Below are 25484 nucleotides of genomic sequence, written 5' to 3' on the forward strand. Positions count from 1 at the left end.
ACTCACATCCTACAGAGGAAAATGACGATAATGTTAGCTGATCTACCATAAGCGGCATTGGTATGATGTTGTAGAAAGGTATGTCCTTCTCTCCTAAGGCGTAACTAATTCCTTTTGAATTTTTACGAATAGTGTTTGGTGGTCTGTTTCTGGCGGCTGTAGAGCGTAACGCCTACACGGTCGATGTGTTCGCGCAGGGCGGGTTCGCTGATTTGCCGGTACACAACGAGGTCGAAGAAAACCGGCAGATCGAGGTCGTCCAGTTCATTGTCGAGCCGGAGCCGGTCGGCAAATTGGAACGTGTCGCCTATCAAAGCCAGGTCAATATCGGAGCCGGGCTTGTGAGTGCCTTTGGCGCGGGAGCCAAACAGCACCGCCCGCTCCAGACGGGGCGTTTGGGCCAGCACCCGCTGAATTTCAGTAATCTGAGTATCAGTCAGTCCGTAGGGCATGGGTTAGTTGTTTGTTGCTGGTTCATCAGTCTGTTAATAGTGTTGTCAAATTTCGGGGTGCAGAGCGGATGCGGCCTGAAGCTTGCACCTATGAGTTACTGGCTCATGGCTAAACAGTAGGGGAATTAAGGTAGTTGAACCAGTATTAGTGGAAGTAAGTCCTGAGTATTGTCGAACTTCGGAAAGGTATAGCGATTCAGAGAAAGGTTGGCAAAACTTGCTGTTACTTTTGGGCCACCACAAGACGAGCAAGCGCAAATGAATGTCTATAGAAAGTTTGGAGGCTATGCTTCAAATGGCCTTTATTTTCGTTATCCTAAAGCGCTTCGCCAGATAAACTTACAAAACAAGCCCTAACAGGTTTACTCAGATTTAATGAAGATCGTTATCATGAAAAAATCACTGCTGCTGTTTTGTCTCTTCACCTCCCTGGTTATTAGCCATTCCCCGGCACAAACGACACAACCTATTACCAGGGCTAAAACCACTTATAGCAATCCCCTGCAAGTTCAATTTGGGGACCCTTACGTTCTGTACACCCAGGGTACCTACTATATGTACGGCACAGGCGGTGGTGCGCATAGGGGATTTGCCGCGTATTCATCAAAAGACCTGGTTAACTGGCAGCCGGAAGGGCAGGTATACTTTCACAATAACAGGAATGCCTGGAGCGATTCAACAGCCAGTTGGGGCGGTGCGTATTGGGCGCCTGAGGTCTATGAAGTAAACGGGAAATTTTACATGGTCTATAGTGCACAATGGCGGGTAAATCCAACGCATGAAGTGGAAAACTTCCGTATTGGGGTGGCTGTTGCCGATAAGCCCACCGGCCCGTTTATCGACCTGGCCAACAAGCCGATTTTTGATCCCGGATATCCTATTATTGATGCCAACGTGTTTTTCGATACCAATGGCAAAGCCTATTTATATTTCTCGCGTTGCTGTTACAAACATCCGGTCGAAAGCGAAGTGGCCGATTTGGCCCGGCAAAAAGGGTGGTTCAAGGAAATTGAAGAAAGCTGGGTATACGGCATTGAGCTTAAACCCGATTTTTCCGGCGTCATTGGTGAACCGGTTTTACTGCTAAGGCCACCCGTTAGCCTCAGCGACAAACAAGCCGCCTGGGAAAGCAGGTCTGTTACGGCCCGGGAAGTGAACCGACGTTGGACAGAGGGTTCCGTTACGTTTAAAAAAGACGACATGTATTACATCATGTATTCGGCCAATCACTTCGGCGGTCAGTACTACGCTATTGGGTACGCAACGTCCGGTTCGCCTTTGGGTCCCTACACAAAAGGGGCTAATAACCCGATATTGCAGAAAAATACCGACCAGGGGGGAGCCATTACGGGAACAGGGCATAACAGCGTTACTTACTCGCCAGATGGAAAAGAGATGTTCTGTGTCTACCACGCAAGAATTGCCAAAACCGGCGACGAACGGGTTGTTTGTATTGATCGTATGACGGTGAAAAATGGGAAAATAACGATTGACGGCCCAACGACTACGCCCCAAAAACTTCCCTCAGGTGTAACAACGGGCCTTCCTGAAAAATAACTGGATTGGGATACCGGTAAGCTACTCGCCCGACGGTCGTTTGAGGTAATCGGTCAGGTTAACGGGAGAGCCAAAATTGGGTGAACCGTCGGCTTTCCAGCCGAAGGGCTGCATCCGCATGGAGCGGAAATCGCCACAGCCCTGCCCCGGTGCCGGGTTGGCATGGTACACCAGCCAGTTCTCTTTCGCGTCGGGGGTGGTGAAAAAACTGTTGTGCCCCACGCCGTAGGTGCTGCCACTGGCATACGGACCAAAAACCGGATTCTGCGCTTTAGTCCACGACGTTTGGACGATTAGATTGGCGCTGGTATCGGCAGAGAGCTGCCCCAGGGCATACTGGTCGGTACCGCAGAAGCTGGCCGAATAAATGAGAAATACCTTGCTGGCATGGGTCAAAAATTCGGGGGCTTCGTTGACGCCGAATCCTTGCTTTTCCCAGGTCAGCTCCGGCGACGACAACCGAACGCGCGGCCCCCCGGCGGTGTAGGGATTCGTTAGTGTACAGATATAAATGTGTTGTGAGCCGCCCAGATCGTTTTCCCAGCCCGACCAGGCAAAATACAATTGGCCGTTGAGTTGGCCCAGGGTGCCGTCTATGGCCCATTTATTGTCGGGCAGATTAAGCTGGCCCCGGTCTGTCCAGGTGCCGGTGGTTGGATCAGCCGCTTTATTTTCCAGTACAAACATGCGGTGAGTGGCATCGACCCCGTTATTGTCGGCTGCGTAATAGATGTACCAGGTGCCGTTGACGTTATGGAGTTCGGGAGCCCAGATGTCGCGGGAGTTAGGACCCGTGGCTGGTGGTGTCCAGACCGTAACGGGCCGGGCCGCAGGCAGGCGGCTCATGGCAGCCGTTTTGTAGATGCGCAGGCTGTTGCCAGTGGTATGCATCACGTAGTAAAATCCGTCTTTATAGGTTACCCAGGGATCGGGGGCGGGGGAGAGGAGGGGGTTTTTGAATTTGCCCACCGTATCAACCGGTGTGACGGGCGTTTTTGGCGTAGTTACAGAGGTGTCCGCTGATTTACAGGCGTAGAAAGCCAGGAATAGGAAGAGGCAGTTTTTCATCGTTAAGACGAATGTTAACCTGGCGGAACGGAATCCACAGAAATCCGTTCCGCCAGGTTAAAAAATCAGTAATTCGGATTCTGTGTCAGGTTCGGGTTCAGGTCGCGGTCAAGTTGGGGAATGGGTAATAATTCGCTTTTCCCCTTCACAAATGTGGAAAAGGCCGGGTCGCGGCTGGCCAGTTGCGGCCCCAGGTCGCCCCAGCGCGCCAGGTCGTTCCAGCGGTGCCCCTCGCCCGACAGTTCCGTTACGCGCTCATGCTTGAGTTGCGCCAGAAACTGTGTTTGTGTCAGGCCGGGCCGGGCCATGGTGAGCGTTGGCAAACCGGCCCGTTGCCGTACCTGATCGACGTAGGGATACGCCTGCGTGGTTTTTCCGGTAGCGTTCAGCGCTTCGGCGTACATCAGCAGCACATCGGCGTAGCGGATATACCGCCAGTTGTTGGGCGAACGGTACCCTTCCTCATTTTTCCAGTGATCGTTCTGAAACTTACGAAACCACACGCGCTTGTTATCGCGCCCGTACCGCTGGGTAAATGTCTGGCCATAAATAATCGTCGAATCCGGCCCTTTTACGTTCGTTGAATCGAAGAGAAACGACGCGGCCAGGCGAGGGTCACGGGCACCGGTCGTTGTTTTATCGTAGAACTCCCGCGTAGGCCAGCGCTGGGCTTCCCCATCCGACCAGCCAATGCCGCTCGGCCCAAAAAACTGCGCAATGGATGTCCCGTAATTCTGATTCGGTGTCTGGCTATCATCGTCGGTGTACTCCGCCGTATTGATCTGGAATTGCCATTCGAACACCGATTCCCGGTTGTTTTCGGTGGTAATCAGGAAGTTGTCGCGGTAGTTGGGTACCAGCGCATAAACCGTTTTGCCTTCGCCCTCCACCAGCCACTGCAACGGCGTCAGCGACTCGGTGTATTTCTGTTGCTGCATGTAGGCTTTGGCCAGCAGGGCGTAGGCAGCGCCTTTGGTAGCCCGGCCCACATCGGCACCGCTATAAGTCGTTGGCAGCACGGCAGCCGCTTCGGTCAGGTCTTTTTCGATCTGGGCCCATACCTGCGCCATCGTTGCCGAAGCGGGTTTATCGCCCACGACCGACGTTTGCAGAATCAGCGGTACGTTCCCCCACAGCGTGACCAGGTGGTAATAATACATCGCCCGCAGAAACTTGGCCTCGCCAATGTAGCGGTTGCGCAGGGTAGCGTCCATCGGGATGTTCGGCACGTTATCGATCACCTGATTGGCCCGGTTCACGCCGATGTAATTATCGTTCCAGACCGCTACCGCATTGCCGTAGTTGTAGTCGGTAATTAGAAACTGATCCATGTTGTTCACAATGTCGGTAGCCGGACTCTGGCTGCGGCCTTCATCGGACCGGATGATATAATAAAACAGCATCCAGCGGGAAATACCGCCCCGGTGCATGGTGCTGTATACGGCATTGACGCCCGCCAGCGCATCGGCATCCGTTTTCCAGAACGATTGTGCCGTTAGCTGGTTGGGGTTCACAATATCCAGGTTTCGGTCGCAGGCCGTCAGGAGCGATACGGCTATCAGGCTCAGATAGAGAAGTTTATTTTTCATGGTTGAGTGTCGGTTTTGGTTAAAAATCACCGGTTAGGCCTACAGACATCACGCGGGGGGAGGGCCAGTGCCCATTATCGACCCCGCGCTCCTGAATGTTCGCACCCGTTACGTCCGGGTCCAGGCCCGAATACTGGGTAATGGTAAACAGATTCTGACCACTCACATACAACCGGACGTTGCGGATGCTCAGTTTGCTGAGTAGTGTTTTCTGGAATGTATACCCCAATTCTACGTTACGGAGCCGCACGTACGAGGCATTTTCGAGCCAGCGGTCGGTGTAGGAAAAATTGTTGGAAATGATGCCCTGATCGCCTGATCCAAGTCCGATGCGTGGGTCATTAGTGCTGGTATTCGTTGGTGACCACGGGTTGAGGTCGGCCCGGAAATTGGTGTTCTGGTAGCTGTCCAGCCCCCGCCGAACGTCGTTATACACCGTGTAGCCAAACACGCCAATAAACTGTACGTTTAAACTAAACTGGTTATAACTCCCATTGAACTGGGCACCCGCCTGGAGTTTCGGCCAGGGTGAACCCACAAACTGCCGGTCGTCGTTCTGAGTAATCTGCCCATCGTTATTGGTATCCACGTAGCGAATATCACCGGGTTTGGCATTGGGTTGAATCAGCGATCCATTGGGGCCTTTGTAATTATTTACCTCTTCCTGCGTTTGGAAAATACCCGCCGTTTTCAGGACGTACCACTGCCCAACGGGCCGACCCACCTGCGAGCGGGTGTTGCCACTCTGGATATAATCCACGTTTTGCCCCTGATTGCCCACGTTCTCAATCCGGTTTTTGATGGTCGTGAAATTGCCCGACACGTCCCATTTGAAGGGGTGTTCATTGTTGCGGTACGTAAGTGAAAACTCGATGCCCTGGTTGCGGATAGACGCCGTGTTTACGTACGGATTACCCTGGAGGTTACCCAGATAACCCGGTACGGCCAGATTCAGAATGGCATCCGACGAAAGCGAGTTGTAGTAATTGATTTCGGTCGAAATGCGGTTGTTGAGGAAGCTGGCCGTTACCCCATAGTTCTGCGATAGTCGTTGTTCCCACCGCAGGTCGGGGTTAGCCAGCTGGGCCTGATAGGCCCCCACGTTGGGCGTTTGATCGCCCCCGAAAATGGCGCGGGGGTTATTGTTGATAAAGGCTGTATACGGAAATGAGCCGAGCGTTGGCACCACAATGCCGAGTTTGCCGTAGGAGGCACTGATTTTTAGATCCGAAACCCAGTTGGCGTGAAAAAAATCTTCCTCACTAATGCGCCAGGCTCCGGCGATTGAGGGGAAGAAACCCGTGCGGTAGTTGGACCCAAAGCGCGAATCCTGATCGACCCGGCCCGTCAGGGTGAGCAGGTATTTGTCGTTGTAGGCGTAGTTAACCCGGCCCAGATACCCCAGGATCCGGTAATCGGTGCCGGTGCCACCCGCCGAGTTAGAGATACCCGTTGCTGCATCGATGGTGCTGAAGTACTGCCCGCCCGACTGGGCCAGGTTTGTTCGGGAGCCCGTAGTGTTATCCCGCCGGGCGGTTTGCTGACTGACACCAACTACGCCGTTGATGCTGTGCGAACCGAAGGCTTTGGTAAAGTTCAGCGTGTGTTCGAACAGCAGGCTGTAATAGCGCGACCGATCTTCGCTAACCGAACTGGGTACCGGCGACGCACTGTATTGATAAACGCCAAGCTGACGAAGCCCCTGGTTATAGTCATAGCTCACTTCCAGTCCCGCATTGGCGCGGTAGGTCAGCCAGTCCGTTAGCCTGACGTCCAGATAAGCATTCCCCACCAGCTTGGCAAAGTTGCTTTTGTTGATAGACAGATTGCGGGCGGCTACGGGGTTAAACGCGTACGTGATGGCATCCGGATTGGTACCAATGCCGTAGCCAAGCGGATTGCTGGCGTTGACTTAGCGCGGGTCCTGCACCGGAATGACGGGCAGCATCCCGGCCATATCGTAAATTGGATTGATACCGGCGGGTGGATTCTGAATGTTCGAGCTGGTCAGGAGGATGTTCTCGCCAACCGTAAAACGCCCTAGTTGACTCTTCGTGTTGATACGCAGGCTCGCCCGGTCAAAATTACTGCCGATGACGTAGCCGTCGTTTTTGAAGTAACTGCCCGAAATCAGGTATGAGCTGGTTTTGGCACCGCCCGACAGCGTCAGGTTGTAATCCTGCAAACTACCCGTATTCAGCACCTGATCCTGCCAGTTGGTATTAATGTTCGGGTTAAAGGTGCCCGTAGCCACGCTGGCCGGTGGTGTCTGGCCGGAGTTCTGATACTGCTGTCGTTGCAGGGCGGCAAAGGCGGAGGCATCCGTCACGTTCCAGCGTTTGTAGAGTTGCTGTACGCCATATTTGGCCGAAAACGACACCCGGGCGGGACCTTCCTTGCCCTGTTTGGTGGTAATGATAATCACACCATTGGCGGCTCTTGACCCGTAAATAGCCGCTGCCGACGCATCTTTCAGCACCTGAATCGACTCAATGTCATCGTTGTTGATGGTTGGATTGGCATCGGCAATCATGCCGTCGATAACGTAGAGCGGATCGGTGTTGAGAAAACTGGCCACGCCCCGGATCTGAATCGACGCCTGCTGACCCGGCACACCCGTATTCCGCACGGTTACCCCCGGCGACAGGCCCTGAATGGATTCGGCCAGCGAGTTGGCGGTCACTTTGTTGGCCTGAGCGGGACTGATTACATCGTTGGCACCCGTCACGTCCCGCTTGCGAACCGTCTGGTAGCCAATCACGACAACTTCGTTGAGTGACCGCGCATCTGGCACCAGTTTAACACTAACCGTCGTGAGGTTAGCAATAGACACGTCCTGGGTCGTATAGCCTACACTCGATACCGTGAGCGTTGTGGCATCATCGGCTACGTTCAGCGAAAAATTACCATTGGCATCGGTCGTGGTGCCGTTCGGCCGGGCCGACGTCCCGGTGCCTTTTTCAACAACCGATGCGCCCGGCAAACCCGTGTTGTTTTCGTCCAGCACCTGCCCGGTAATTCGTTTTACTACCGCTGGTGAAAGGAGGGAAGTTTGGGTGCTTAAGGTCGTTGGATTACTGCCCTGGCTTTGACGGGTAGCTTCTGGGATTTGGGCTAATCCGGGGCTGTCGATTCTGGAATTATGCCGCGTCAGCAGGGGTGCCGTTGAACGCTGGGCAAGACTGTCCAGTGTTAATCCCAGCAATAAGATGAACAAGGGTACGTACCGATTTTTCATAAAATTTGAGTAAGTTGGTAAGGAAACAAGTCGTTGCCTGAATAGGAGTGTATCAGCTGACTGATTGTGTTTCGTTGAAACCCTTAAAACTTTAGTCGAATAATTATGTTTTGCTGAAAAGTCCTCAGGAGCTGTTTTGAGTTAGCAGTTTGAGACGGATTTTGGCGGTAGACAAGGTACTTTTTGCAGGCCGCAACCATAACAAACCAAAAAAGTAACGTAGCATCAGGCCGGAGACGAGTTTTCGGGCCAAAGCGACAAACGGAAATCGCTTCTCAACCAGGGTAACTAACGGGAAGAACAGTACATGAATAAACTGTTCATATTGTGAGGGAACGGTCTTTCGGATGGTTTTATGACCAATTGGTTTTAGCTGGTTCGTAAATAACACCGAGTACTCAGTCATGCGCAACGGTCAGCATTTATAACCTCGGCTATTACGATCAGGCGCCTTTTATCAGGGAATTCAAAATGACGTACGGCCAGCCTCCGGCAGTCCGACTGGGTAGCCGGATAGCCACCACTTTCATTACCTTGACCCTGCTTCTGAGCGTTGCCAACCTAACCATTTGGTGAACGGTTTTCTGGAGATTTATGAAAAGGAGATAACAGGCTGTTTTGAAGAAATTTACGCGTTTGTTGAACGCGTAAGCTGGGCCTGAAAACCCTACGCGATTTGTTCAATGCGCTGGGAGGAGAACTTTACGTAGAATTTCGGGAGAAATAGAATTAACGGTTAGCCCTACCATCAAGGAGGCTTGTGTTATCAAAGGTGTTAGCCGGAAATAAAAAAGCACTTAACATTAGATGCTAAGTGCTTGATTTTCACTGGTGGGAGTTGAGGGGTTCGAACCCCCGACCCTCTGCTTGTAAGGCAGATGCTCTGAACCAGCTGAGCTAAACTCCCTTTTTCTGCCCTTACGCCGTTGCGTTTGGGAGTGCAAATATAACAGCCTCAATTGGCTTTATGCAACCCTTCGCCCGAAAAAAGTTGAAGTTTTTTGCAAGTGGCTGACACCCAATCATCTGTTTTTATTCAAAATTCAGGTATAGCGTCACCGAATGGCTGGTCAGTCTGCTAATGCCCACGCTGGCTGCATTAGTGCCGGGGTTATAGAGGTTGACAAGTCCGTGCGAGAAGCGTAGTTCGGGGGCGAATTTGAAAAACTCGAAGAACTGCTCAAACCCGACGCCGTATTCGATAGCAAAATCCATAGTGCCGGTGCTTAGTTTGCTTGCTCCCACAAGCTCTTTCTTGCGTACGTTACTCTCGATGCTGAATGCGCCACCCGCCAGCAGGTACATACGGCTGTTGTTGCGCCGTTCGGATTTGTACTTGAGCAATAACGGGAAATCAATCCAGGTCGATTCGCGGGTTTCGATTTTTGAAGTGCCACCTGGATAGTCATAGTGGACCTCCCGGCTAAAGAGCGATACGGAAGGGGTCAGGCGTAAATCGAACCGATCATCCAGGAAGGTATTAACCACAAAACCAACCCGGAAAGCCGGCTTGTTGGGCGAGTAAATCCGGCGGGCCGAATCGGCGGTCAGGAAGGCTGGACTATACGTTACGCTGAACCGGGTAACGGGCATGGCAAAGAAAAAACCGTAGTGGATGGTTTTGTCATCGTACCGTTCCAGATGCTTGCGCACGTATTTGTACGAACTCTGGGCGGATACCTGACCACACACGAGGATGCTGATAAAAAGCCCCATACTCAGGCGTATCCCTGCCTGCGTAATCTGTTTAATCATGGCTGGGCCAGCTTGTGGCCTATGTAAATTGACGCAACGCCGAAGGTAAGCGGTATCCATTTGGTCTGTTTGAATCCAGCTGCTTCATAAATCCGCAGGAAGTCGGGACCGTCGGGGAACGCCTGCACGGATTCGGGCAGGTAGGTATAGGCCGATGCGTCTTTGCTTACCATACGCCCAATGAGCGGCAGGATAGTCCGGGAGTAAAAACCGTACAACTGTTTGAACGGAAACTGACGCGGATTCGAGAATTCCAATACAACGCATACCCCACCGGGACGCGTAACGCGGTGCATATCGGTTAAGCCCTTGAGCAGGTTCTCGAAGTTACGTACACCAAATGCAACGATGACAGCATCGAAATCATTGTCTGGCAGGGGTAAACCTTCCGAATCCCCCGAGCGCATGTCGATAACCTGGTCGACGCCCCGCTTCTTCATTTTCTCGCGTCCAACGGCCAGCATACCCTCCGAAATGTCCATACCCACAATCTTTTCGGGTTTCAGCGCGAGGGCTTCCAGAGCAAAATCCCCCGTTCCGGTGGCAATATCCAGTATCCGTTTCGGCGTTTTGGGCGCGAGGGCTTTGCGGAGTTCCCGAATAGCCCGCTTGCGCCAGAGGATGTCGATACCACCACTCAGCACGTGGTTTAACAGGTCATATTTGGGTGAAATAGTGTCGAACATCTCTGCGACCTGTTCGCGTTTAGAGGTGTCTTTATCTTTATACGGAACAACAGCCATAATAAAAGAGTGAAAGAGTGAAAGAGCGAATGGGTGGGCCGCCGATGCCGTGAAAATGAGAATTGTGCGTGCGCCAGCTATTCGCTCTTTCGCTCATTCATCCGTTCGCTCTTAACCATCCTAACCCCGCGTGGATTCTGAAAGTTTGCCATTATGCTGGGCAATGCGTAGTTTCGACCAGTACAGTTTCAGTCTACAACCTTAACAAACGATGCTCTCCCTCTTTTTTTCAACCCTGCTAACGCTTAATTCCCTGGTAATTCAGTTATCTGGTCCCGATGATCCAATTGCACAGAAGGCCCGTAAAATTCACCAGCGCGTACTGACGCTCGATACCCACGCTGATGCTCCCATTATGATGCAGAAGCCCGGATTCGACGTCGGTGTGTCGCACAACACCAAAAAAGACGGTTCGCAGATTGATTTTCCCCGGATGAAGAAGGGGGGGATGGACGCCATGTTTTTTGCCGTATACACCGCACAGGGGCCGCGCACCGACGAAGGTCATGCCGAAGCCAAGCGCAATGCGCTGAATCAGTTTGACCTGGTGCATCAGGCATTAAAAAAATACCCTGCTCTGGCCGAGCTGGCTACATCCCCCGCCGATGCGTACCGGATTCAGAAAGCGGGCAAGCGGGCCGTCTTTATCGGGATGGAAAACGGGTATCCCATCGGGAAGGATTTATCAATGCTTAAAACGTACTACGATCTGGGTTGCCGTTACATCACCCTTACACACTTCGCTAACAACCTCATCGGCGATTCCTCCACCGACCCCGACGGTCCGATATACGGCGGACTGAGCGATTTTGGAAAGCAGGTAATACCCGAAATGAACCGGCTGGGTATTCTTATCGACGTGTCGCACGTAGCTGACAGTACATTCTACGACGCGTTGGCCCTCTCGAAAGCTCCCGTCATTGCGTCGCACTCTAACTGCCGCGCTCTCTGCGATTTTCCGCGTAACATGACCGACGATATGATTAAGGCTATTGCCGCCAAAGGGGGTGTAGTGCAGGTAAATTTTGTGAGCGATTACCTTAAAAAGCCGTCGGATGCCCACCGGGCGGCCAAGACTAAAATCCGTATGGCCGGTGTGGGAAAAGTGCTGTCGGGCGATATGAAAGCGCGGCTGGAAGCCCAGAGCGACTCGGTAGCGAAGGTGTACGCATCCGAGCGGGCCAGCCTGTCGGATATTGTCAATCACATCGACCACATCGTTAAACTGGTCGGGATTGACCACGTAGGCATCGGCTCCGACTTTGATGGGGGTGGGGGTGTCAATGGCCTGGAAGACGTGAGCGAAATCGAAAACCTCACCGCTGAACTGGTGCGCCGGAAGTACTCGGAAGCCGACATCGCCAAAATATGGGGCGGTAATCTACTACGAGTGCTGTCGCAGGCGAAGGTGGTAAATTAGTTTGAAGTTTACAGTTTGAAGTTTACAGTTTGAGGTTTACAGTTGGCTGACGCAAATGATTTGCTGACGCGTCTTTGTTTCTTGCGTCAGCCAACCGTAAACCTCAACCCTCAAACCGCATAATTCAACTCCCATGCCTCCCGAAACCGTTTTCCAGCTAGTCAATGCCCTTGTGCTGCCGCAATGGTTACTGATGATCGTTGCACCACGCTGGAGTGTGACGAAGTGGCTGATGAATTCGTACCTGATCCCGGTAGTTCTGGCCGTTATCTATGTGATTTATCTGTTCAGCGGAGGCCCCCTTGACTTTGCGGCATTTGGATCACTGTCGGGCGTGAAAGGGTTGTTTGCCAACGGGGGCGACGGGGTGATGCTGGCGGGGTGGGTGCATTACCTCGCCTTCGACCTGGTAGCCGGTGCGTTTATAGTGGGCGATGCGGAGGAAAGAGCCATTCCCCACTGGCTCATTATTGTCCCCCTGATTTTCTGTTTTATGCTGGGGCCGGTTGGTCTGTTACTGTATTGGGTCATTCGGACTGTTCGCATCCGAAAAGTCACTACTTAATCAGGGAATAAAGGCTAAAACTATGACTGCATTTATAGCAACGCTCAAAAATCAAAATGCCGTTTTGTACTGGTTCGGGCTGTTTTGCCTGATCAGTTCGGTTGTGTGCCTGGTATTGACCGGAGTCACAACAACCCAGGTAGTAGGTATCAATGCATTTATCAAACCAGCTAAATTCTTTATATCGGTCGGGATATTCTGCTGGACTATAGGCTGGTATATGAGTTTGCTTTCCCGGCGCAAACGTGTGCTGGTGTATAGCTGGGCGGTAGTTGTGATTATGACGTTTGAATTGGTCATTGTTACAGGGCAGGCTACTCTGGGTAAGTTATCCCACTTCAATATTTCGTCGGCCTTAGATAGAGTGCTGTTTTCGCTCATGGGTATAGGCATCACCGTTTTTACCGTCTGGACGGCTTACATCGGCTTTTTGTTTTTCAGGATCAAGCCAGTGGGAATCGCACCCACTTATTTATGGGGCATTCGACTGGGAATCCTTCTGTTCGTCATCTTTGCGTTTGAAGGCTTTATGATGGCTTCGCGGCTTAGGCATACGGTGGGAGCACCTGATGGCGGGCCGGGGCTACCCGTCGTTAACTGGAGCACGCGCAATGGCGATTTGCGGGTGGCTCATTTCTTCGGAATGCATTCCCTGCAACTGCTTCCCCTGTTTGGCTATTACCTTGCCCGGCGTACCAGCCAGGTTATTTTAGTAGCAGCAATTTATTTTTTGCTCGTTATGACGCTACTGTTTCAGGCATTAGCCGGTACACCTTTACTGGCTGGCCTGATGAATTGACGGTAAAAAAGTGGGTCTATTTGCTTTGATAGAAGACAGGTTTACCCAGAGTACTCCGCCTTGTACTCCTAAATCCTCTATAAAATGAACCGTACTGATTTTCTGAAAACCTCCGCAATCGCCGGAGCTACGCTTATCACTGACCCCCTTCAGGTTCGGGCGTTTATCACACCAAAAAAAGCCCAGAAATACCGCACGGCGGTGGTGGGTACGGGCTGGTGGGGCGGTAACATCATGCTTAGCGCCATTCAGGCGGGCGAGTCGCAGATTGTAGCGCTCTGCGATGTGGACACGCGGCAACTCAAAAAAACCAGCGAAGACCTCAGCAAACTCACGTCCGACAAACCTAAACTATACCGGGATTACCGCGAGATGCTGGCGAAAGAAAAGCCCGAAATCGTCATTGTAGCTACCCCCGACCACTGGCACCCGCTCATTGCTATTGCGGCCATGCAGGCAGGGGCAAACGTATACGTCGAGAAACCCATTTCGCATACCATAAACGAGGGTAAAGCAATGGTACACACCGCCCGCCAAACCGGTAAAATATGCCAGGTAGGGTTGCATCGGCGCATATCGCCCCATAATGTATCGGGGATGGATTTTCTGAAATCGGGAAGGGCTGGTAAGATTGGTATGGCGCGGGCGTTTGTGTATTATGGCGGTGGGGCCGGTCAGCCGACACCTAATACCGAGGCACCTCCGGAAATGGACTGGAATATGTGGTGTGGCCCCGCACCATTGCGTGCCTTCAACCCAGCCATGCACCCGCGCGGCTGGCGTAACTTCTTAGATTATGGCAACGGTGTGCTGGGCGACTGGGGTGTTCACTGGATGGACCAGATTTTGTTCTGGACCGAAGAAAAACACCCGCGTAAAGTCTATTCGACCGGTGGCCGGTCCATTCTGCAAAACAGCACCGATGCGCCTGACCATCAGGTAGCTACATTCGAATTTGAGAATTTTACCGCCGTTTGGGAGCAGCGTACGTTTGCGGGCAACCGCGCCGAAAAAACTCATCCCGACCAGGCCGTAGGCGTTTATTTTTATGGTACCGAAGGCACCCTGCACATTGGCTGGCTCGATGGCTGGACGTTTTACCCGGCCGATAAAAACAAGCCGGTTATCCATGAAGAGGCTAAACTCAATAAACCCGACGACCAGAATATATCCGAACTCTGGGCCAACTTCCTGAGCAGCATCAAAACCGGTAAATTGCCCGTTGCCGACATTGAAATTGGCCACCGTTCTACCAATATGGCCCTGCTGGGTATGCTGTCGCTGAAACTCGGTCGGAGCGTGGCTTGGGATGGGAGCCAGATTCCAAATGACCCCGAAGCCAATAAGCTCCTCAGCCGGGCGTACCGGGGCGACTGGCAATATCCCACCTGATACCGCTGAAAGGGTGCTATAAAAAAACGGCTCATCCTGTGGAGGATGAGCCGTTAAACTGATATGAGAAAACGCTTACGACTTTTTGGACGTCTTACTTGACTTGCTCGTCGTTTTCTTGGTAGACGTTTTCTTCGTCGCCCCCTTCTTGTCACCATCCAGCGAGTTGATCCAGACGGCCAGTTTCATGGCATCATCTTTAGGAACCTGCTTCATGGCCATCATTGGGGGATAACCCGGCCAGTGGGCTGGAATCGGATTGTAGATTAGGTTGACGATTTCCTCGTTCGAGTAATTTTTCTTCGCTACATCAGCGTAAGCAGGACCAACCAGCCGTTGGTTCGGGCGATGGCAGGCAATACAGGTATATTTGCTCATCAGGGCATTCATGTCAGCCGGGATATCGGCAGTAGAAGACTGCGCGTTCGCACTGAACGAAAGAGCCGTAAAAGAAGCCGCAGCTAAAAGAGTACCAAGTAATTTTTTCATGAGAATCGGGTAAACAGTAAATGAACAAACAAAATAAAGGAGGGCGATAGGTTACCGCACAAAAATAGATGCTTTCAACAGATAACCCAATTTTGCACTGGTTTTCCTATAAACCCAACTATTAGACAGTTGTTAGTCGAAAACGTTTAAAATTGCAAAAGAAAAAAATATGCAACCCCTTGATCGCTTCTCCGGTCACGCCGATTTGTACGCCCAATACCGAATCGACTACCCGCCCGAACTATACGATTTTATAGGCTCACTGGTCCCGAATCGGCATACTGCCTGGGATTGCGCTACGGGAAATGGGCAGGTGGCTAGTGCTTTGGCCAACTTCGTTGAGCAGGTTGAAGCAACCGATATCAGTGAAACGCAACTTATTCTGGCCGTTCAGAAACCAAATATTCATTATCAGACGGGCTCTGCCGAGCAGTCTCCTTTTGCCGATAGCACGTTCGACCTCATTACCGTAGCCCAGGCACTCCATTGGTTCGACGTCGATGCTTTTCATCGGGAAGTTCGTCGGGTAGCTAAGCCCGGTGGAATCATTGCCGAATGGGGTTATGGTCTGGTACAACTGGGCCCCGGCCTCGATGGCATTATGCTCGATTTTTATCGAAACCGCATTGGCCCCTACTGGGACCCGCAGCGTGTTTATATCGATGATGAATACGCTACCATCCCTTTTCCGTTTCTGGATGCTCAACGGGCTACCTTCACGGCACGAAGAAACTGGACGCTGGACCGGTTCCTGAATTACCTGCGCACCTGGTCGGCGGTGCGGCAGTACCTGTACGAAAACGAGAGCGACCCCGTAACCGAACTGGGGGAGGAACTAAAGTCGATTTGGGGGGAGCAGGAGCGCGAAGTCCGCTTCTCTATATTTCTGCGCGTGGGCAGGGTCTAGAGCCGTATACTTGATACTTGCGGCTCACATTCGCCACTAATTCGTCTGTAAAGTTGCTGACCCGTATAAGACGCAACGTGTTGCGTCTCTACAGTTCCCAGACTACCCGAATCACTTTACCATGCACACCAATGGTCTGGAAAAACTCCAGCCAGTGCAGTTGTTGCGGACCGAGGTGGTCAGTAGGGGATTTAACTTCCACAAATTCGTACTCGCCCTGTTCATTCCAGATGAGCAGGTCCGGAAAACCACGGGTGTGCTCCCGGACGTTGCGGGCCATTTCGAGCAAAATCAGCCGAAGCTGTTCGATATCCAGTAACTCAATCATGCGCTGTACCAGCGTAAGCAACTCATCCGACCAGTCCACCAGCACATTAGTAATGCCATACTTGGCGTTGAACATCCGCCCGGTGTGCCGTCGCCAGTCGTCTTTGGTAGTTAGCTCGGTCAGGCGGTTTTTCAACAGATTTTCCCGCTTCAGGTAAAAATCGGGCAGGTAAAAATCCGACGGAGCACGCTGCAGCGGGTGGTGAATGGCCGACACGTTGGCATCGTAAATGATATCCCAGAAAACCAGTCCGAACAACCCGCGCCAGGGGTAATTCTCGGTGAAAGCCGCATCGAAATCGTGCTCTAAATAATAGTTCATCACCCCCGCTTCGACGTGGTGACGATAAGCGGCTGGTATGTTTACACTCCCGGCATCGAGCAGGAAGCGGGTGGTGGCTTTTCGGGTGCGTTTTTTATCGCCCACGCTCAGAATTTTCTCCCGAAAGTCGTTGGCAAAGTAACGCTCTTCGGCATTGAGCGGACTGACCGCAATTTCGTCGCACAGGGCGAGGGCTTCTTCTACCGCCCCGTTTTTGAACAACAACCGGACGCGTCGTTCGCGGGCGGGTACCCGGTCGGATAGTTCGTAGACTGATAATGCCTGTTCGGGTAGCTTCTGGCGTTCCAGGTACGCCCCCACCCGGCATACCAGTTTCTGGTAGCCCGGAATGGCAATTTCGGTCAGTTCGGGCCGGGTCTCGTTCCAGTTCAAAAACCAGTTGTAAATATCATCCGCGGGAGCTTCCGCTTCTTTCAGGCCGTAAAACTCCTCGTTAGTGAGTGAAATCAGAAGTTTGTCTTCTACTTCTTTGCGGGTACGGAACCGGGCGGTTAGTTTGCTTTCGTCATACCGTTCAAAATTGACCATACCGAGGTCGCGCACTGCAAATTCGGTCATGCTACCGCCCCGATGGCCGAAAAACAGGTACTTAACCATCATGCCCTCGGCTTCGAAGTTCATTTTTACCACCGATTCATGCGTTGCCAGGCTGGTGACAATTTCCCCGAAATCAAGTTCGTTCAGGGCGTAACGGACTACGTACTCTTTCTTTTCCTTACCCAGTGCTTTCGTTTCTTCCGGCTCCAGGGGCAACAGGTTCAGCAGTTCAGGCTTGGTGAAAACGCTGAGTGCTTCTTCGCCCTGGAATACATGATGCGCTGATAACGAGTCGATGAAGCCGGTACGAAGCAACTCTGCCGTAGCGGCCGGTATGTCAGTTATTTCGGTATACTGTAGTTTATTGGCCCGAAAAAAGAGTCCTTTGCGATTGCTGAAGCGTACATACAGGCATTGGGCGTCGAGGGATAACTCCTCAAAGCGGTTGATAAAATCCGATTCGGCATCGGTCAGTAAATTGCCGTATAGCCGCTTGACAAAGTCCAGCACATAGCGGAAATTGTCGAGGTAATAACGTGGGGTGAGAATGATTTTCTGCTGTCCGACCATGCTGGAATAATAACACTAAAAACACCGTTTATGTCCCCAAACGATGTCCTGAACGAGCTGGAAAACCAGGGTATTTTGCCCGCCAAACAACGGGCCGATATAGCCGAAGTAGAGCAACAGAGGCCATTCTCGCTCCACTGGGAGCTACGGGCCATGCTGTACATCGGCATACTGTTGCTGAGTTCGGGGCTGGGCTTATTGGTTTATGACAACTTCGACCGGATTGGGCATGGAGCGTTGCTGGCCTCCATCGCCGTTGCCTGTGTCGGTAGTTTTGTGTTTGCCTGGCGGAATCGTCCTGAATGGACCATAAATCAGACAAAAAGTCGCTCCAGCTTCGGCGATTACGCCCTGATTCTGTCCTGCCTGCTGTTCCTGACCCTCGAAGGCTACGCGCAATATGCATATAACGTTTTTGGTGAACGATACGGCCTGGTTACGTTGCTGCCCGCCCTGCTATTTTTGCCACTAGCCTATCGGTTCGACCACCGGGGGGTACTGGGCATGGCACTGACGGCCCTTGTATCGTGGGTAGGGGTAACCGTTCGCCCGTTGGAGTTATACGTTAAAACTAACTTTTTCAACCGCGTCACAGTCTTTTCCGCTATCGGTTTGGCTCTTGTCTTACTAGGGGCGGCCTTTTTACTGGACCGAAAGCGGATTAAACCGCACTTTACCTATACCTACCTGACGCTGGCCGGCAACCTGTTGATGGTGGCGTTGCTGGGGGGCTTGTTTAATTTTGGTGAAATCCGGCTGTGGTTTGCAACGGGGCTCGCCGTTGCCTGTTTGTTGCTGGATGCCTACGCCCGTCGGGGAGGGTTCTTTGTCTTTTTGCTGATGAGTGTGGTGTACGGATACATTGGCATTACATACCTGTTTTTTCACTACCTGCATCCCACCAATGACGATAGCTATTACTGGTACTTTATCATTACAGGTATTGCCGCCGTGTATTACCTGATGAGTCAGCTACCCAAACAGAACCGTGCGGATGAAAGCGTATAACGAACAGTGGATTTACAACCGGACTATGCTGGAACAGGCCGGACGGTGGCATCGACAAAAGTTATTGTCCGATACCCAGATGAAAGCGGTGCGAAAAACGTACCCGGTTGAATTTCGGCAGACGAATGGCTTCCTGGAAATTGGGTTGTTTCTGTTTACTACGGTGGCTATTCTGGCTTGTTACCTACTACCCGCCAGTCTGTTTATGGTCCTGACTGAGTCGTCGGTCGTCTATGGTTTATTCAACATGGCCGCCGGAGTTGTCATTGGCCTGGTAGGTAATTTGCTGATAAAGCGTCGGCTACTATACCGGAATGGTATAGACAATGCCTTCGTGGTAACGATGGCGGGATTTCTGGCATTCGGTTTCAATCAACTGATCTCCACCGAACTGTCCATTGCGGCACACTGCTTTCTAACGTTGCCGCTGCTGTTAATTATTCTCTGGTATTATGGCGATACGCTGATTGCTTTTTTTGTTGTCGCCACGTTTTACACCGGCGTTTTCAACGGTTTGCTGACATATGCCTGGGGTAAAGAAGCAATGCCTTTCGTGATGATGGCTCTCTCCCTTGTGCTCTATCTTGGTACCGTTCAAATCCAGCGAGCCAACCCGAAAGAAACTTACTATACCGACCCACTGAACCTCATTCAGTGGTTTTCGCTGATTATGCTGGTTGCCGGTGGCAACTATTTTATAGTGCGCGAACTCAACGGCTTACTACTGGAACGCAGACCCGGTGTCCCGTTGCCGAAGGAGGCTCCTGAGATTGCCCTGTCCGGTTTGTTCTGGCTGCTCACCTTCCTTATCCCCGGTATGTACGTCGGTCGGGGATTCGCGAAGAAAGACCGAATGCTGCTGGTACTGGGCCTGTTGGGGCTGATTGGTGCTGCGGCAACAGTGCATGCGTATGCCGCGCTGGTCCCGCTCAACGTGGCCCTAACGCTGGGAGGACTTATCCTGATTGGACTGGCGGTAGTGGGTATTCGTTACATAGCCCAACCGAAATATGGATTTACAGACGAGCCGGATGATGATTCACCCAACGAGTTTTTTACCAATGTTGCCACAGTAGCCGCCGTTCAGGCAACGGGCGCAGCTGTTCACGGACCAAAAGATAACCTGCGTTTCGGCGAGGGTGATTTCGGGGGTGGTGGCGCGGAGGGGAGGTATTGATGTGTATGAAACGGTGTATATTTGTGTATAAAAAGGTATCGCATGGAAACGAATATAAAACTGGATGATCGGTTACTGGATAAAGCTAAACAACTTAGCCATATTCAGAATACAGATGAGGTCGTTCGGTATGCACTGGAGCAGTATGTCGTTAAGGCACAGGCATTTAAGCAATTATTGGATATGCGTGGAAAAGTCTCATTTTGGGGCGACGAAGGTACGGCTTCTGCCCAGTAAGTTATGGCAGTTCTAGTCGACACGTCGGTTTGAATTGATTAGTTTAACGAGAAGAAAGTTACCACAGAGCAAACCAATCTGCTCGAAACGTATTTCACACAGCAAATCTCTGTTTATATCGTGCCCGCAATACTTCAGGAGGTATTGCAGGGAGTACGCAGGGACAAAGATTATACAGTAACAAAGGGTTATTGCTGGCTATGTCCATGCTCCAACTTAATCCCGTAGAGGCTGCTGTTGAAGCTGCCCAACTGTATCGTACCCTCCGCAAAAAAGGCGTAACGATTCGGAAGCCAAACGATTGCCTGATTGCCCAATATGCCCTGTTTTACGATTTGCCAATCCTGCACAATGATAGCGATTTTACGCAAATTGCCCTCTATACAGCTCTCCGGGTTGCGGTATCCTGAATACGAATAGCAACGTTCGCGTTCACGTCTGCCGAAAAACCGTTAAGTTTGACCCCGCAAACCAACGACCATACGCCGTCGCATGAAAACCGTAGACTCCTATAATTTCGCGGGTAAAAAAGCCCTTGTTCGCGTTGACTTCAACGTACCCCTCGACAAAGATTATACCATCACCGACGATACCCGCATCAAGGCTACCATCCCAACCGTCATGAAAATAGTGAACGACGGAGGTTCGGCCATTCTGATGTCCCACCTCGGCCGGCCGAAGGGGGGACCGGAAGAGAAATATTCACTTAAACACCTGTTGCCCGCGTTGAAAGAGGCCTTTGGACAGGAAGTGAAGTTTGCGGATGACTGCACCGGACAATCGGCTACTGATATGGCCGCCAGCCTGAAACCGGGCGAAATCCTGTTGCTCGAAAACCTTCGTTTCTACAAAGAAGAGGAAAAAGGCGACCTGGAGTTTGCTAAGAAATTGGCTAAACTGGGCGATGTGTGGGTGAATGATGCGTTTGGTACCGCGCACCGGGCACACGCCAGTACGGCCGTAATGGGTCAGTTTTTTGAGGATCGGGTAGCGGGTTACGTAATGAATGCAGAACTGGCCAACGCTAAGAAAATTCTGGAAGAAGCCGAACGTCCGTTCACTGCTATTATGGGTGGAGCCAAAATCTCGGATAAGATCCTCATCATTGAAAAACTGCTCGATAACGTCGACAACCTCATCATTGGCGGGGGCATGACCTACACGTTCACCAAAGCGAAGGGGGGACAAATAGGTGGCTCATTGCTCGAAGCCGATAAGCAGGAATTAGCCCTTGAACTGCTGAAAAAGGCAGAAGAAAAAGGGGTGAGAATCTACATGCCGCTGGATAACCTCTGCGCTGACGATTTCTCAAACGATGCCAACCGGCAGGTGGTGCCAACCGGTCAGATTCCTGATGGCTGGCAGGGGCTGGACATTGGTCCGAAAACGATTGAGTTGTTTAAGAAAGTTGTGATGAAATCGAAAACTATCCTCTGGAATGGTCCGATGGGTGTATTCGAGTTCGAGAATTTTGCCGAAGGAACCAATGCTATTGCCGAAGCGGTGGTGAAAGCTACCGAAGAAAATGGCGCATTCTCGCTCATCGGCGGGGGCGACTCGGCATCGGCCATCAATCAGGCGGGCTACGGCGATCGTGTCAGCTACGTATCGACCGGTGGTGGCGCGTTGCTGGAATATATGGAAGGCAAAACGCTTCCGGGTGTAGCTGCGCTGGAGCAATAGTTTAATTCAAAACTGACTTAAAGCCGCCTTCGCTTTATTGTCTACGCTGTTTTTGTACTCGTGGTGCTTGAAGCTGAGGGCTTTCTGGAAGAACGACCGGGCCTGCGTCCGGTCGTTCTTTTGTTGATAGATATACCCCAGTTGTAACGCGGCCGTTGCGCCAAATGACAACTGATTGGTTTCGCTGAGCGCGAGGGCACGGGTTAGGTAGGGAACGGCGGAATCCGGGCTTTCTCTTCGCTGATAGATGCGCCCCAGGCGGTAATTGTACTCGGCCTTTTCCGCCGTTGTTGAAAACGACGCTTCATTATAAGGCCGCAGGTACGTTAGTGCCTGATTCGTGAAACCACCGTCCGACGCTAACCGCGCCTGCATCAATACTTTTTGACTTGGGGCGGGCGATTTTTTTAAACTGGCTTCGGCGAATTTCTGCGCTACTTTATCCGATTCTACCGTCGTTCGGCCAACGGACAGTACTTTTTGCAGGAGGTTTCGGGCTATTGTATCGGATGATCGGGCGTTTTGAGGGCCAGCCAGCCAATGGCACAGGAACAATTTGTAGTAGGTATCCTTCAGGAAGTTCTGCCCCCTGTAGGTATGTAGAAACTGGTTAAAATGGGAAGAAGCCTTTCCATACTCGCCTTTTTGCAGATAAATATCACCCAGTACGTTTTCCACAACCGGCAAAGGCTGATAGCTTTTATCGACAGGGCGGTTAAGCAGATAGGTGAGTGCCTGCTCCCCGCGCCCGTTTTTTTGTTCGATGGTGACACCAAAGAAATGGAGTAGGAGGTTGTCCGGATGCTGACTCACTAAACGGGCCAGCGTCAGGCTGTCTGCATTGGTAAATTTCAACACGTAAGCCCGCACCATTAAGTCGATCAATTGCGCTTCCAAACCAAGATTGGCGTCGCGCTGGGCGCGCTGTAGTTCCTGCTGCCCCTGCCGAATGCTGCCCTGCATACCTAATAGCTTTGCCACCCACGCGTAACTCTCCGGCACGGAGCCGATCATGATATGCAGTGTACCCAGTGATTTATACGTAGGCAGAAAGTCCGGGAAACGCTGCTGGTTTTCGCTGAGCAGTTTATAAGCCCGAATTACATCCCAACTGGCACTTACTTCTTTGCCAAACTTCAACTTCACGAAAGCCCAGTGCAGGCGTACCTCGGCCATCAGTACGCGTTGCCAGGGAGAGGTGTCGGATAGCTTTTTCAGCGCGTCGAGCCGGTCGCTCTCCCGGTCGCTGTTAGCCGCAAACAACCGGTCATCGTCTGACGTAACGAGCAGGAGCATGTCGGCGTAATCGTCCAGGAAAATTCGTACGCCATCCGTTGCCGACTCGCGGGCCATGCGCTGTTGCGCCGACTGGATTTTTAACTTTTGCAGGTCTGTATGGGCCGACTTCAAGCCGGGTGTCCACACAAAATCTTGTGCGTAACCCGCACTAAGCGAGAGCAGGAAGAGGAATACGTAACGCATCGGAGCAACATAAAGAAAAAACGTAACGCTCATTATAACGCAAAAAGGTCGCCTATACGACGACCTTTTTGCGTTATGACTGGTGAAAACTACCGGCCACGGCCCGTTGGGGCGGGTTCCGGCATACCTTCTACATCGGCGAAAATGCGTCCGCAATGTTCGCAAACGATGATTTTCTTCTTGTCTTTAATATCAGCCTGACGCTGGGGGGGCACTACGTTAAAGCATCCGCTACAGGCTCCGCGTTTAACCATTACCACTGCCAGCCCGTTCAGCGCATTGCCGCGAATTTTGTTGTAGGAATTCAGCAGCCGTGGCTCAATGGTCGTTGCCTGATGGTCGCGCTGCTTAATGATTTCCTTCTCTTCCTCCTGACTTTCCGAGGTAATCTGGTCAAGCTCCTGCCGTTTGGCCTTCAGGTCTTCCTGCCGCTCATGCAGGGCTGCCTGCGTCGTCTTGATTTCTTCTTCCTTACCCCGCACCCGAAACTGTGATTCGTTCACCCGCTTCTCAACCAGTTCGATTTCGAGCGACTGAAGTTCTATTTCTTTGGAGATAGCATCGAATTCGCGGTTGTTCCGCACGTTCATTTGCTGATCCTTATATTTGGTTATCAGCTTTTCGGCATCTTTCTTAGCCACACGATTTTGCTCAATTTCTTCTTCCAGCGTCTTGATTTCAGCCTGAAATTTACCAACGCGGGTTTCGAAGCCAGCAATATCGTCTTCCAGATCACGGACTTCTTCAGGCAGGCCGCCACGAATCTTGATCAGTTCGTCTAGTTGAGAATCAAAAGATTGTAATTGCAGAAGAGCGTCTAATTTTTGCGCAATCGTTAGTTCCATTCGGAAATTTGTTAGTGCTATATGAAGTATCGAACCGGATTTGTGTCAGATTCAGATAAAATTACCGCAAAAGTAGTGAATTTTTTTGCCAAATGCCCGCAAATCAAGTCTTTCGTAAAGACTTCGCTCTCGTAGTGACCAATATCGCAGATACCAATTCGGCCGTCGGCATCGAAAAATTCGTGGTATTTGTAATCCGCCGTCACAAAAACGTCGGCTCCGGTGCGAATGGCATCGGGCAATAAAAAGCTACCTGCTCCTCCGCATAAAGCTACGCGTTGAATAGGCCGGTTGGGCAGGGGGGTGTAGCGAATCAGGGTCAAATTCATGTGCTTCTTCAGGTATGCCAGCCACAACGGCCCATCCAGCGGTGTTGCCAGCTCACCCACCGCCCCGGAGCCGACCTCCTGATTCTGGTTGGCTACGGGTGTCAGGTAATACGCTACTTCCTCGTACGGGTGGGCCGCCCGCAACGCAGCCAGCAATGCATCCTGTGAGTGAGTGGGCAGGATTACCTCAATCCGGTTTTCGGGTTCCTGATGGTACTCGCCTATCTCGCCCAGAACCGGGTGCGCCTGTTCACCTGCTTCGTAGGCACCTGTTCCGGCAACCCGAAAACTACAGTTTTTATACGCCCCAATTTGACCGGCCCCCGCCTGATGGAGGGCATCCAGCACCCGCTGTGTGTCGGCCACGGGTACGAACGTCACCAGTTTGGTCAGGGTCTGGGCCTTGGGAGTCAGTATCCGGATGTTCTGCAACTGTAGCTTTTCAGCAATGTGGAAATTGACCCCGCCGATCACATTATCCAGATTCGTGTGGGAGGCATAGATGGCTACATCGTGTTTGACAGCCTTGATTACCGTGCGCTCCACGTAGTTTTTGCCATTCAGCTTCTTCAGCCCTTTGAACACGATGGGATGATGGGCCACAATGACATTGCACCCTTTGCTAATTGCCTCATCAACAACTTGTTCGGTAGCATCCAGTGTAACCAGTACGCCGGTAATGTCGGTGGATGGGTCGCCTACAATCAAGCCCGCATTGTCGTACGATTCCTGATAGGAAAGGGGGGCAAGTGCTTCGAGGTAGGTAGTAAGCTGTCGAATTTGAGTCATAGTAGCCGCTGAATTCCTGCTAAGAGGGTGCTGGTTTAGTTGTTTGCAAAGCTACGCATTGCGCAGGCCGATTCGGCAGTTTGTTGAGCATACGACGTACACAAACCGGTACCTGTTCCCCGGGGACAAAATGTGCTGGTGGGTTAGGTCTGCCGCGTATTGTAGCGTAACTCCAGTGGACAG

General features: G+C 51.8%; 23 protein-coding genes and 1 tRNA gene. 11 read left to right on the forward strand and 13 right to left on the reverse strand.

All coding sequences use genetic code 11. The features are described 5' to 3' along the window. Nucleotides 1-122: 122 nt before the first annotated feature. Nucleotides 123-452: a nucleotidyltransferase family protein gene (locus B156_RS0100890; RefSeq protein ID WP_018617718.1), complete on the reverse strand. Its 330-nt coding sequence runs from the start codon at nt 450-452 to the stop codon at nt 123-125. Between the two features lie 390 nt (nt 453-842). Between B156_RS0100890 and B156_RS0100895 the strand changes: the two genes are divergently transcribed. Beyond that, nucleotides 843-2009, forward strand: coding sequence for a glycoside hydrolase family 43 protein (locus B156_RS0100895; RefSeq protein WP_040584996.1), 1167 nt, complete (start codon nt 843-845; stop codon nt 2007-2009). A gap of 21 nt (nt 2010-2030) precedes the next feature. Here the strand turns inward: B156_RS0100895 and B156_RS0100900 are convergent, their stop codons facing one another. From B156_RS0100900 to ubiE, 7 genes are all read right to left on the reverse strand, one after another. Continuing rightward, a complete protein-coding gene (locus B156_RS0100900; protein WP_018617720.1) occupies nt 2031-3077 on the reverse strand; it encodes a glycoside hydrolase family 43 protein in 1047 nt (348 codons plus the stop codon). Nucleotides 3078-3142: 65 nt separating this feature from the next. Next, a complete protein-coding gene (locus B156_RS0100905; RefSeq protein ID WP_018617721.1) occupies nt 3143-4666 on the reverse strand; it encodes a RagB/SusD family nutrient uptake outer membrane protein in 1524 nt (507 codons plus the stop codon). Between the two features lie 19 nt (nt 4667-4685). Next, a complete protein-coding gene (locus B156_RS32030) occupies nt 4686-6548 on the reverse strand; it encodes a SusC/RagA family TonB-linked outer membrane protein (protein ID WP_342664399.1) in 1863 nt (620 codons plus the stop codon). Nucleotides 6549-6578: 30 nt separating this feature from the next. Then, nucleotides 6579-7904, reverse strand: a complete 1326-nt coding sequence (locus B156_RS32035; RefSeq protein WP_018617723.1) for a TonB-dependent receptor plug domain-containing protein — start codon at nt 7902-7904, stop codon at nt 6579-6581. Between the two features lie 829 nt (nt 7905-8733). Next, nucleotides 8734-8811: transfer RNA gene (locus B156_RS0100930), tRNA-Val, on the reverse strand. Between the two features lie 125 nt (nt 8812-8936). Continuing rightward, nucleotides 8937-9659: a type IX secretion/gliding motility protein PorT/SprT gene (porT, locus tag B156_RS0100935; RefSeq protein WP_018617727.1), complete on the reverse strand. Its 723-nt coding sequence runs from the start codon at nt 9657-9659 to the stop codon at nt 8937-8939. After that, entirely contained in the window at nt 9656-10402 is a 747-nt protein-coding gene (gene ubiE / locus B156_RS0100940) for a bifunctional demethylmenaquinone methyltransferase/2-methoxy-6-polyprenyl-1,4-benzoquinol methylase UbiE (RefSeq protein ID WP_018617728.1), read from the reverse strand. The genes porT and ubiE overlap by 4 nt, the downstream gene beginning before the upstream one ends. 211 nt (nt 10403-10613) lie before the next feature. Here ubiE and B156_RS0100945 point away from each other — a divergent pair, with 211 nt between their 5' ends. The 4 genes from B156_RS0100945 to B156_RS0100960 all read left to right on the forward strand — a co-directional run bounded on the left by B156_RS0100945 (nt 10614) and on the right by B156_RS0100960 (nt 14578). Then, nucleotides 10614-11822, forward strand: a complete 1209-nt coding sequence (locus B156_RS0100945; RefSeq protein WP_018617729.1) for a dipeptidase — start codon at nt 10614-10616, stop codon at nt 11820-11822. 133 nt (nt 11823-11955) lie between these two features. Next, the gene (locus B156_RS0100950; protein WP_018617730.1) at nt 11956-12387 is read left to right on the forward strand and encodes an ABA4-like family protein; all 432 of its coding nucleotides are present in this window, start codon (nt 11956-11958) and stop codon (nt 12385-12387) included. Nucleotides 12388-12409: 22 nt separating this feature from the next. Continuing rightward, nucleotides 12410-13186: a hypothetical protein gene (locus tag B156_RS0100955; protein WP_018617731.1), complete on the forward strand. Its 777-nt coding sequence runs from the start codon at nt 12410-12412 to the stop codon at nt 13184-13186. Between the two features lie 84 nt (nt 13187-13270). Then, nucleotides 13271-14578, forward strand: coding sequence for a Gfo/Idh/MocA family protein (locus B156_RS0100960; RefSeq protein ID WP_018617732.1), 1308 nt, complete (start codon nt 13271-13273; stop codon nt 14576-14578). Between the two features lie 75 nt (nt 14579-14653). On the opposite strand, the gene B156_RS0100965 is transcribed toward B156_RS0100960, so the two are convergent. After that, nucleotides 14654-15067 (reverse strand): c-type cytochrome, encoded by a 414-nt coding sequence (locus B156_RS0100965; protein ID WP_018617733.1) that lies wholly within the window; start codon nt 15065-15067, stop codon nt 14654-14656. A 169-nt stretch (nt 15068-15236) separates the two neighbouring features. On the opposite strand from B156_RS0100965, the gene B156_RS0100970 reads away from it, so the two are divergent. Continuing rightward, the gene (locus B156_RS0100970; RefSeq protein WP_018617734.1) at nt 15237-15974 is read left to right on the forward strand and encodes a class I SAM-dependent methyltransferase; all 738 of its coding nucleotides are present in this window, start codon (nt 15237-15239) and stop codon (nt 15972-15974) included. An 88-nt stretch (nt 15975-16062) separates the two neighbouring features. Here the strand turns inward: B156_RS0100970 and B156_RS0100975 are convergent, their stop codons facing one another. Then, nucleotides 16063-17751 (reverse strand): VRR-NUC domain-containing protein, encoded by a 1689-nt coding sequence (locus B156_RS0100975; RefSeq protein WP_018617735.1) that lies wholly within the window; start codon nt 17749-17751, stop codon nt 16063-16065. A 30-nt stretch (nt 17752-17781) separates the two neighbouring features. Here B156_RS0100975 and B156_RS0100980 point away from each other — a divergent pair, with 30 nt between their 5' ends. From B156_RS0100980 to B156_RS0101000, 5 genes are all read left to right on the forward strand, one after another. Beyond that, a complete protein-coding gene (locus B156_RS0100980) occupies nt 17782-18759 on the forward strand; it encodes a DUF2157 domain-containing protein (protein WP_018617736.1) in 978 nt (325 codons plus the stop codon). Further along, on the forward strand, nt 18746-19936 hold the full coding sequence (locus tag B156_RS0100985) for a hypothetical protein (RefSeq protein WP_018617737.1): 1191 nt from the start codon (nt 18746-18748) through the stop codon (nt 19934-19936). The genes B156_RS0100980 and B156_RS0100985 overlap by 14 nt, the downstream gene beginning before the upstream one ends. Before the next feature lie 42 nt (nt 19937-19978). Then, a complete protein-coding gene (locus B156_RS0100990; RefSeq protein ID WP_018617738.1) occupies nt 19979-20173 on the forward strand; it encodes a type II toxin-antitoxin system VapB family antitoxin in 195 nt (64 codons plus the stop codon). Between the two features lie 206 nt (nt 20174-20379). Then, nucleotides 20380-20583: a PIN domain-containing protein gene (locus tag B156_RS32040; RefSeq protein WP_245563654.1), complete on the forward strand. Its 204-nt coding sequence runs from the start codon at nt 20380-20382 to the stop codon at nt 20581-20583. Nucleotides 20584-20665: 82 nt separating this feature from the next. After that, the gene (locus tag B156_RS0101000) at nt 20666-21856 is read left to right on the forward strand and encodes a phosphoglycerate kinase (RefSeq protein ID WP_018617740.1); all 1191 of its coding nucleotides are present in this window, start codon (nt 20666-20668) and stop codon (nt 21854-21856) included. Between the two features lie 6 nt (nt 21857-21862). On the opposite strand, the gene B156_RS0101005 is transcribed toward B156_RS0101000, so the two are convergent. The 3 genes from B156_RS0101005 to B156_RS0101015 form a co-directional block, all read right to left on the reverse strand. Further along, the gene (locus B156_RS0101005; protein WP_157626887.1) at nt 21863-23338 is read right to left on the reverse strand and encodes a tetratricopeptide repeat protein; all 1476 of its coding nucleotides are present in this window, start codon (nt 23336-23338) and stop codon (nt 21863-21865) included. 89 nt (nt 23339-23427) lie between these two features. Continuing rightward, nucleotides 23428-24183: a zinc ribbon domain-containing protein gene (locus B156_RS0101010; RefSeq protein ID WP_018617742.1), complete on the reverse strand. Its 756-nt coding sequence runs from the start codon at nt 24181-24183 to the stop codon at nt 23428-23430. Nucleotides 24184-24200: 17 nt separating this feature from the next. After that, a complete protein-coding gene (locus tag B156_RS0101015; protein ID WP_018617743.1) occupies nt 24201-25301 on the reverse strand; it encodes a Nif3-like dinuclear metal center hexameric protein in 1101 nt (366 codons plus the stop codon). Nucleotides 25302-25484: the final 183 nt, after the last annotated feature.

It is taken from the genome of Spirosoma luteum DSM 19990, from assembly GCF_000374065.1.
GTDB lineage: Bacteria > Bacteroidota > Bacteroidia > Cytophagales > Spirosomataceae > Spirosoma > Spirosoma luteum.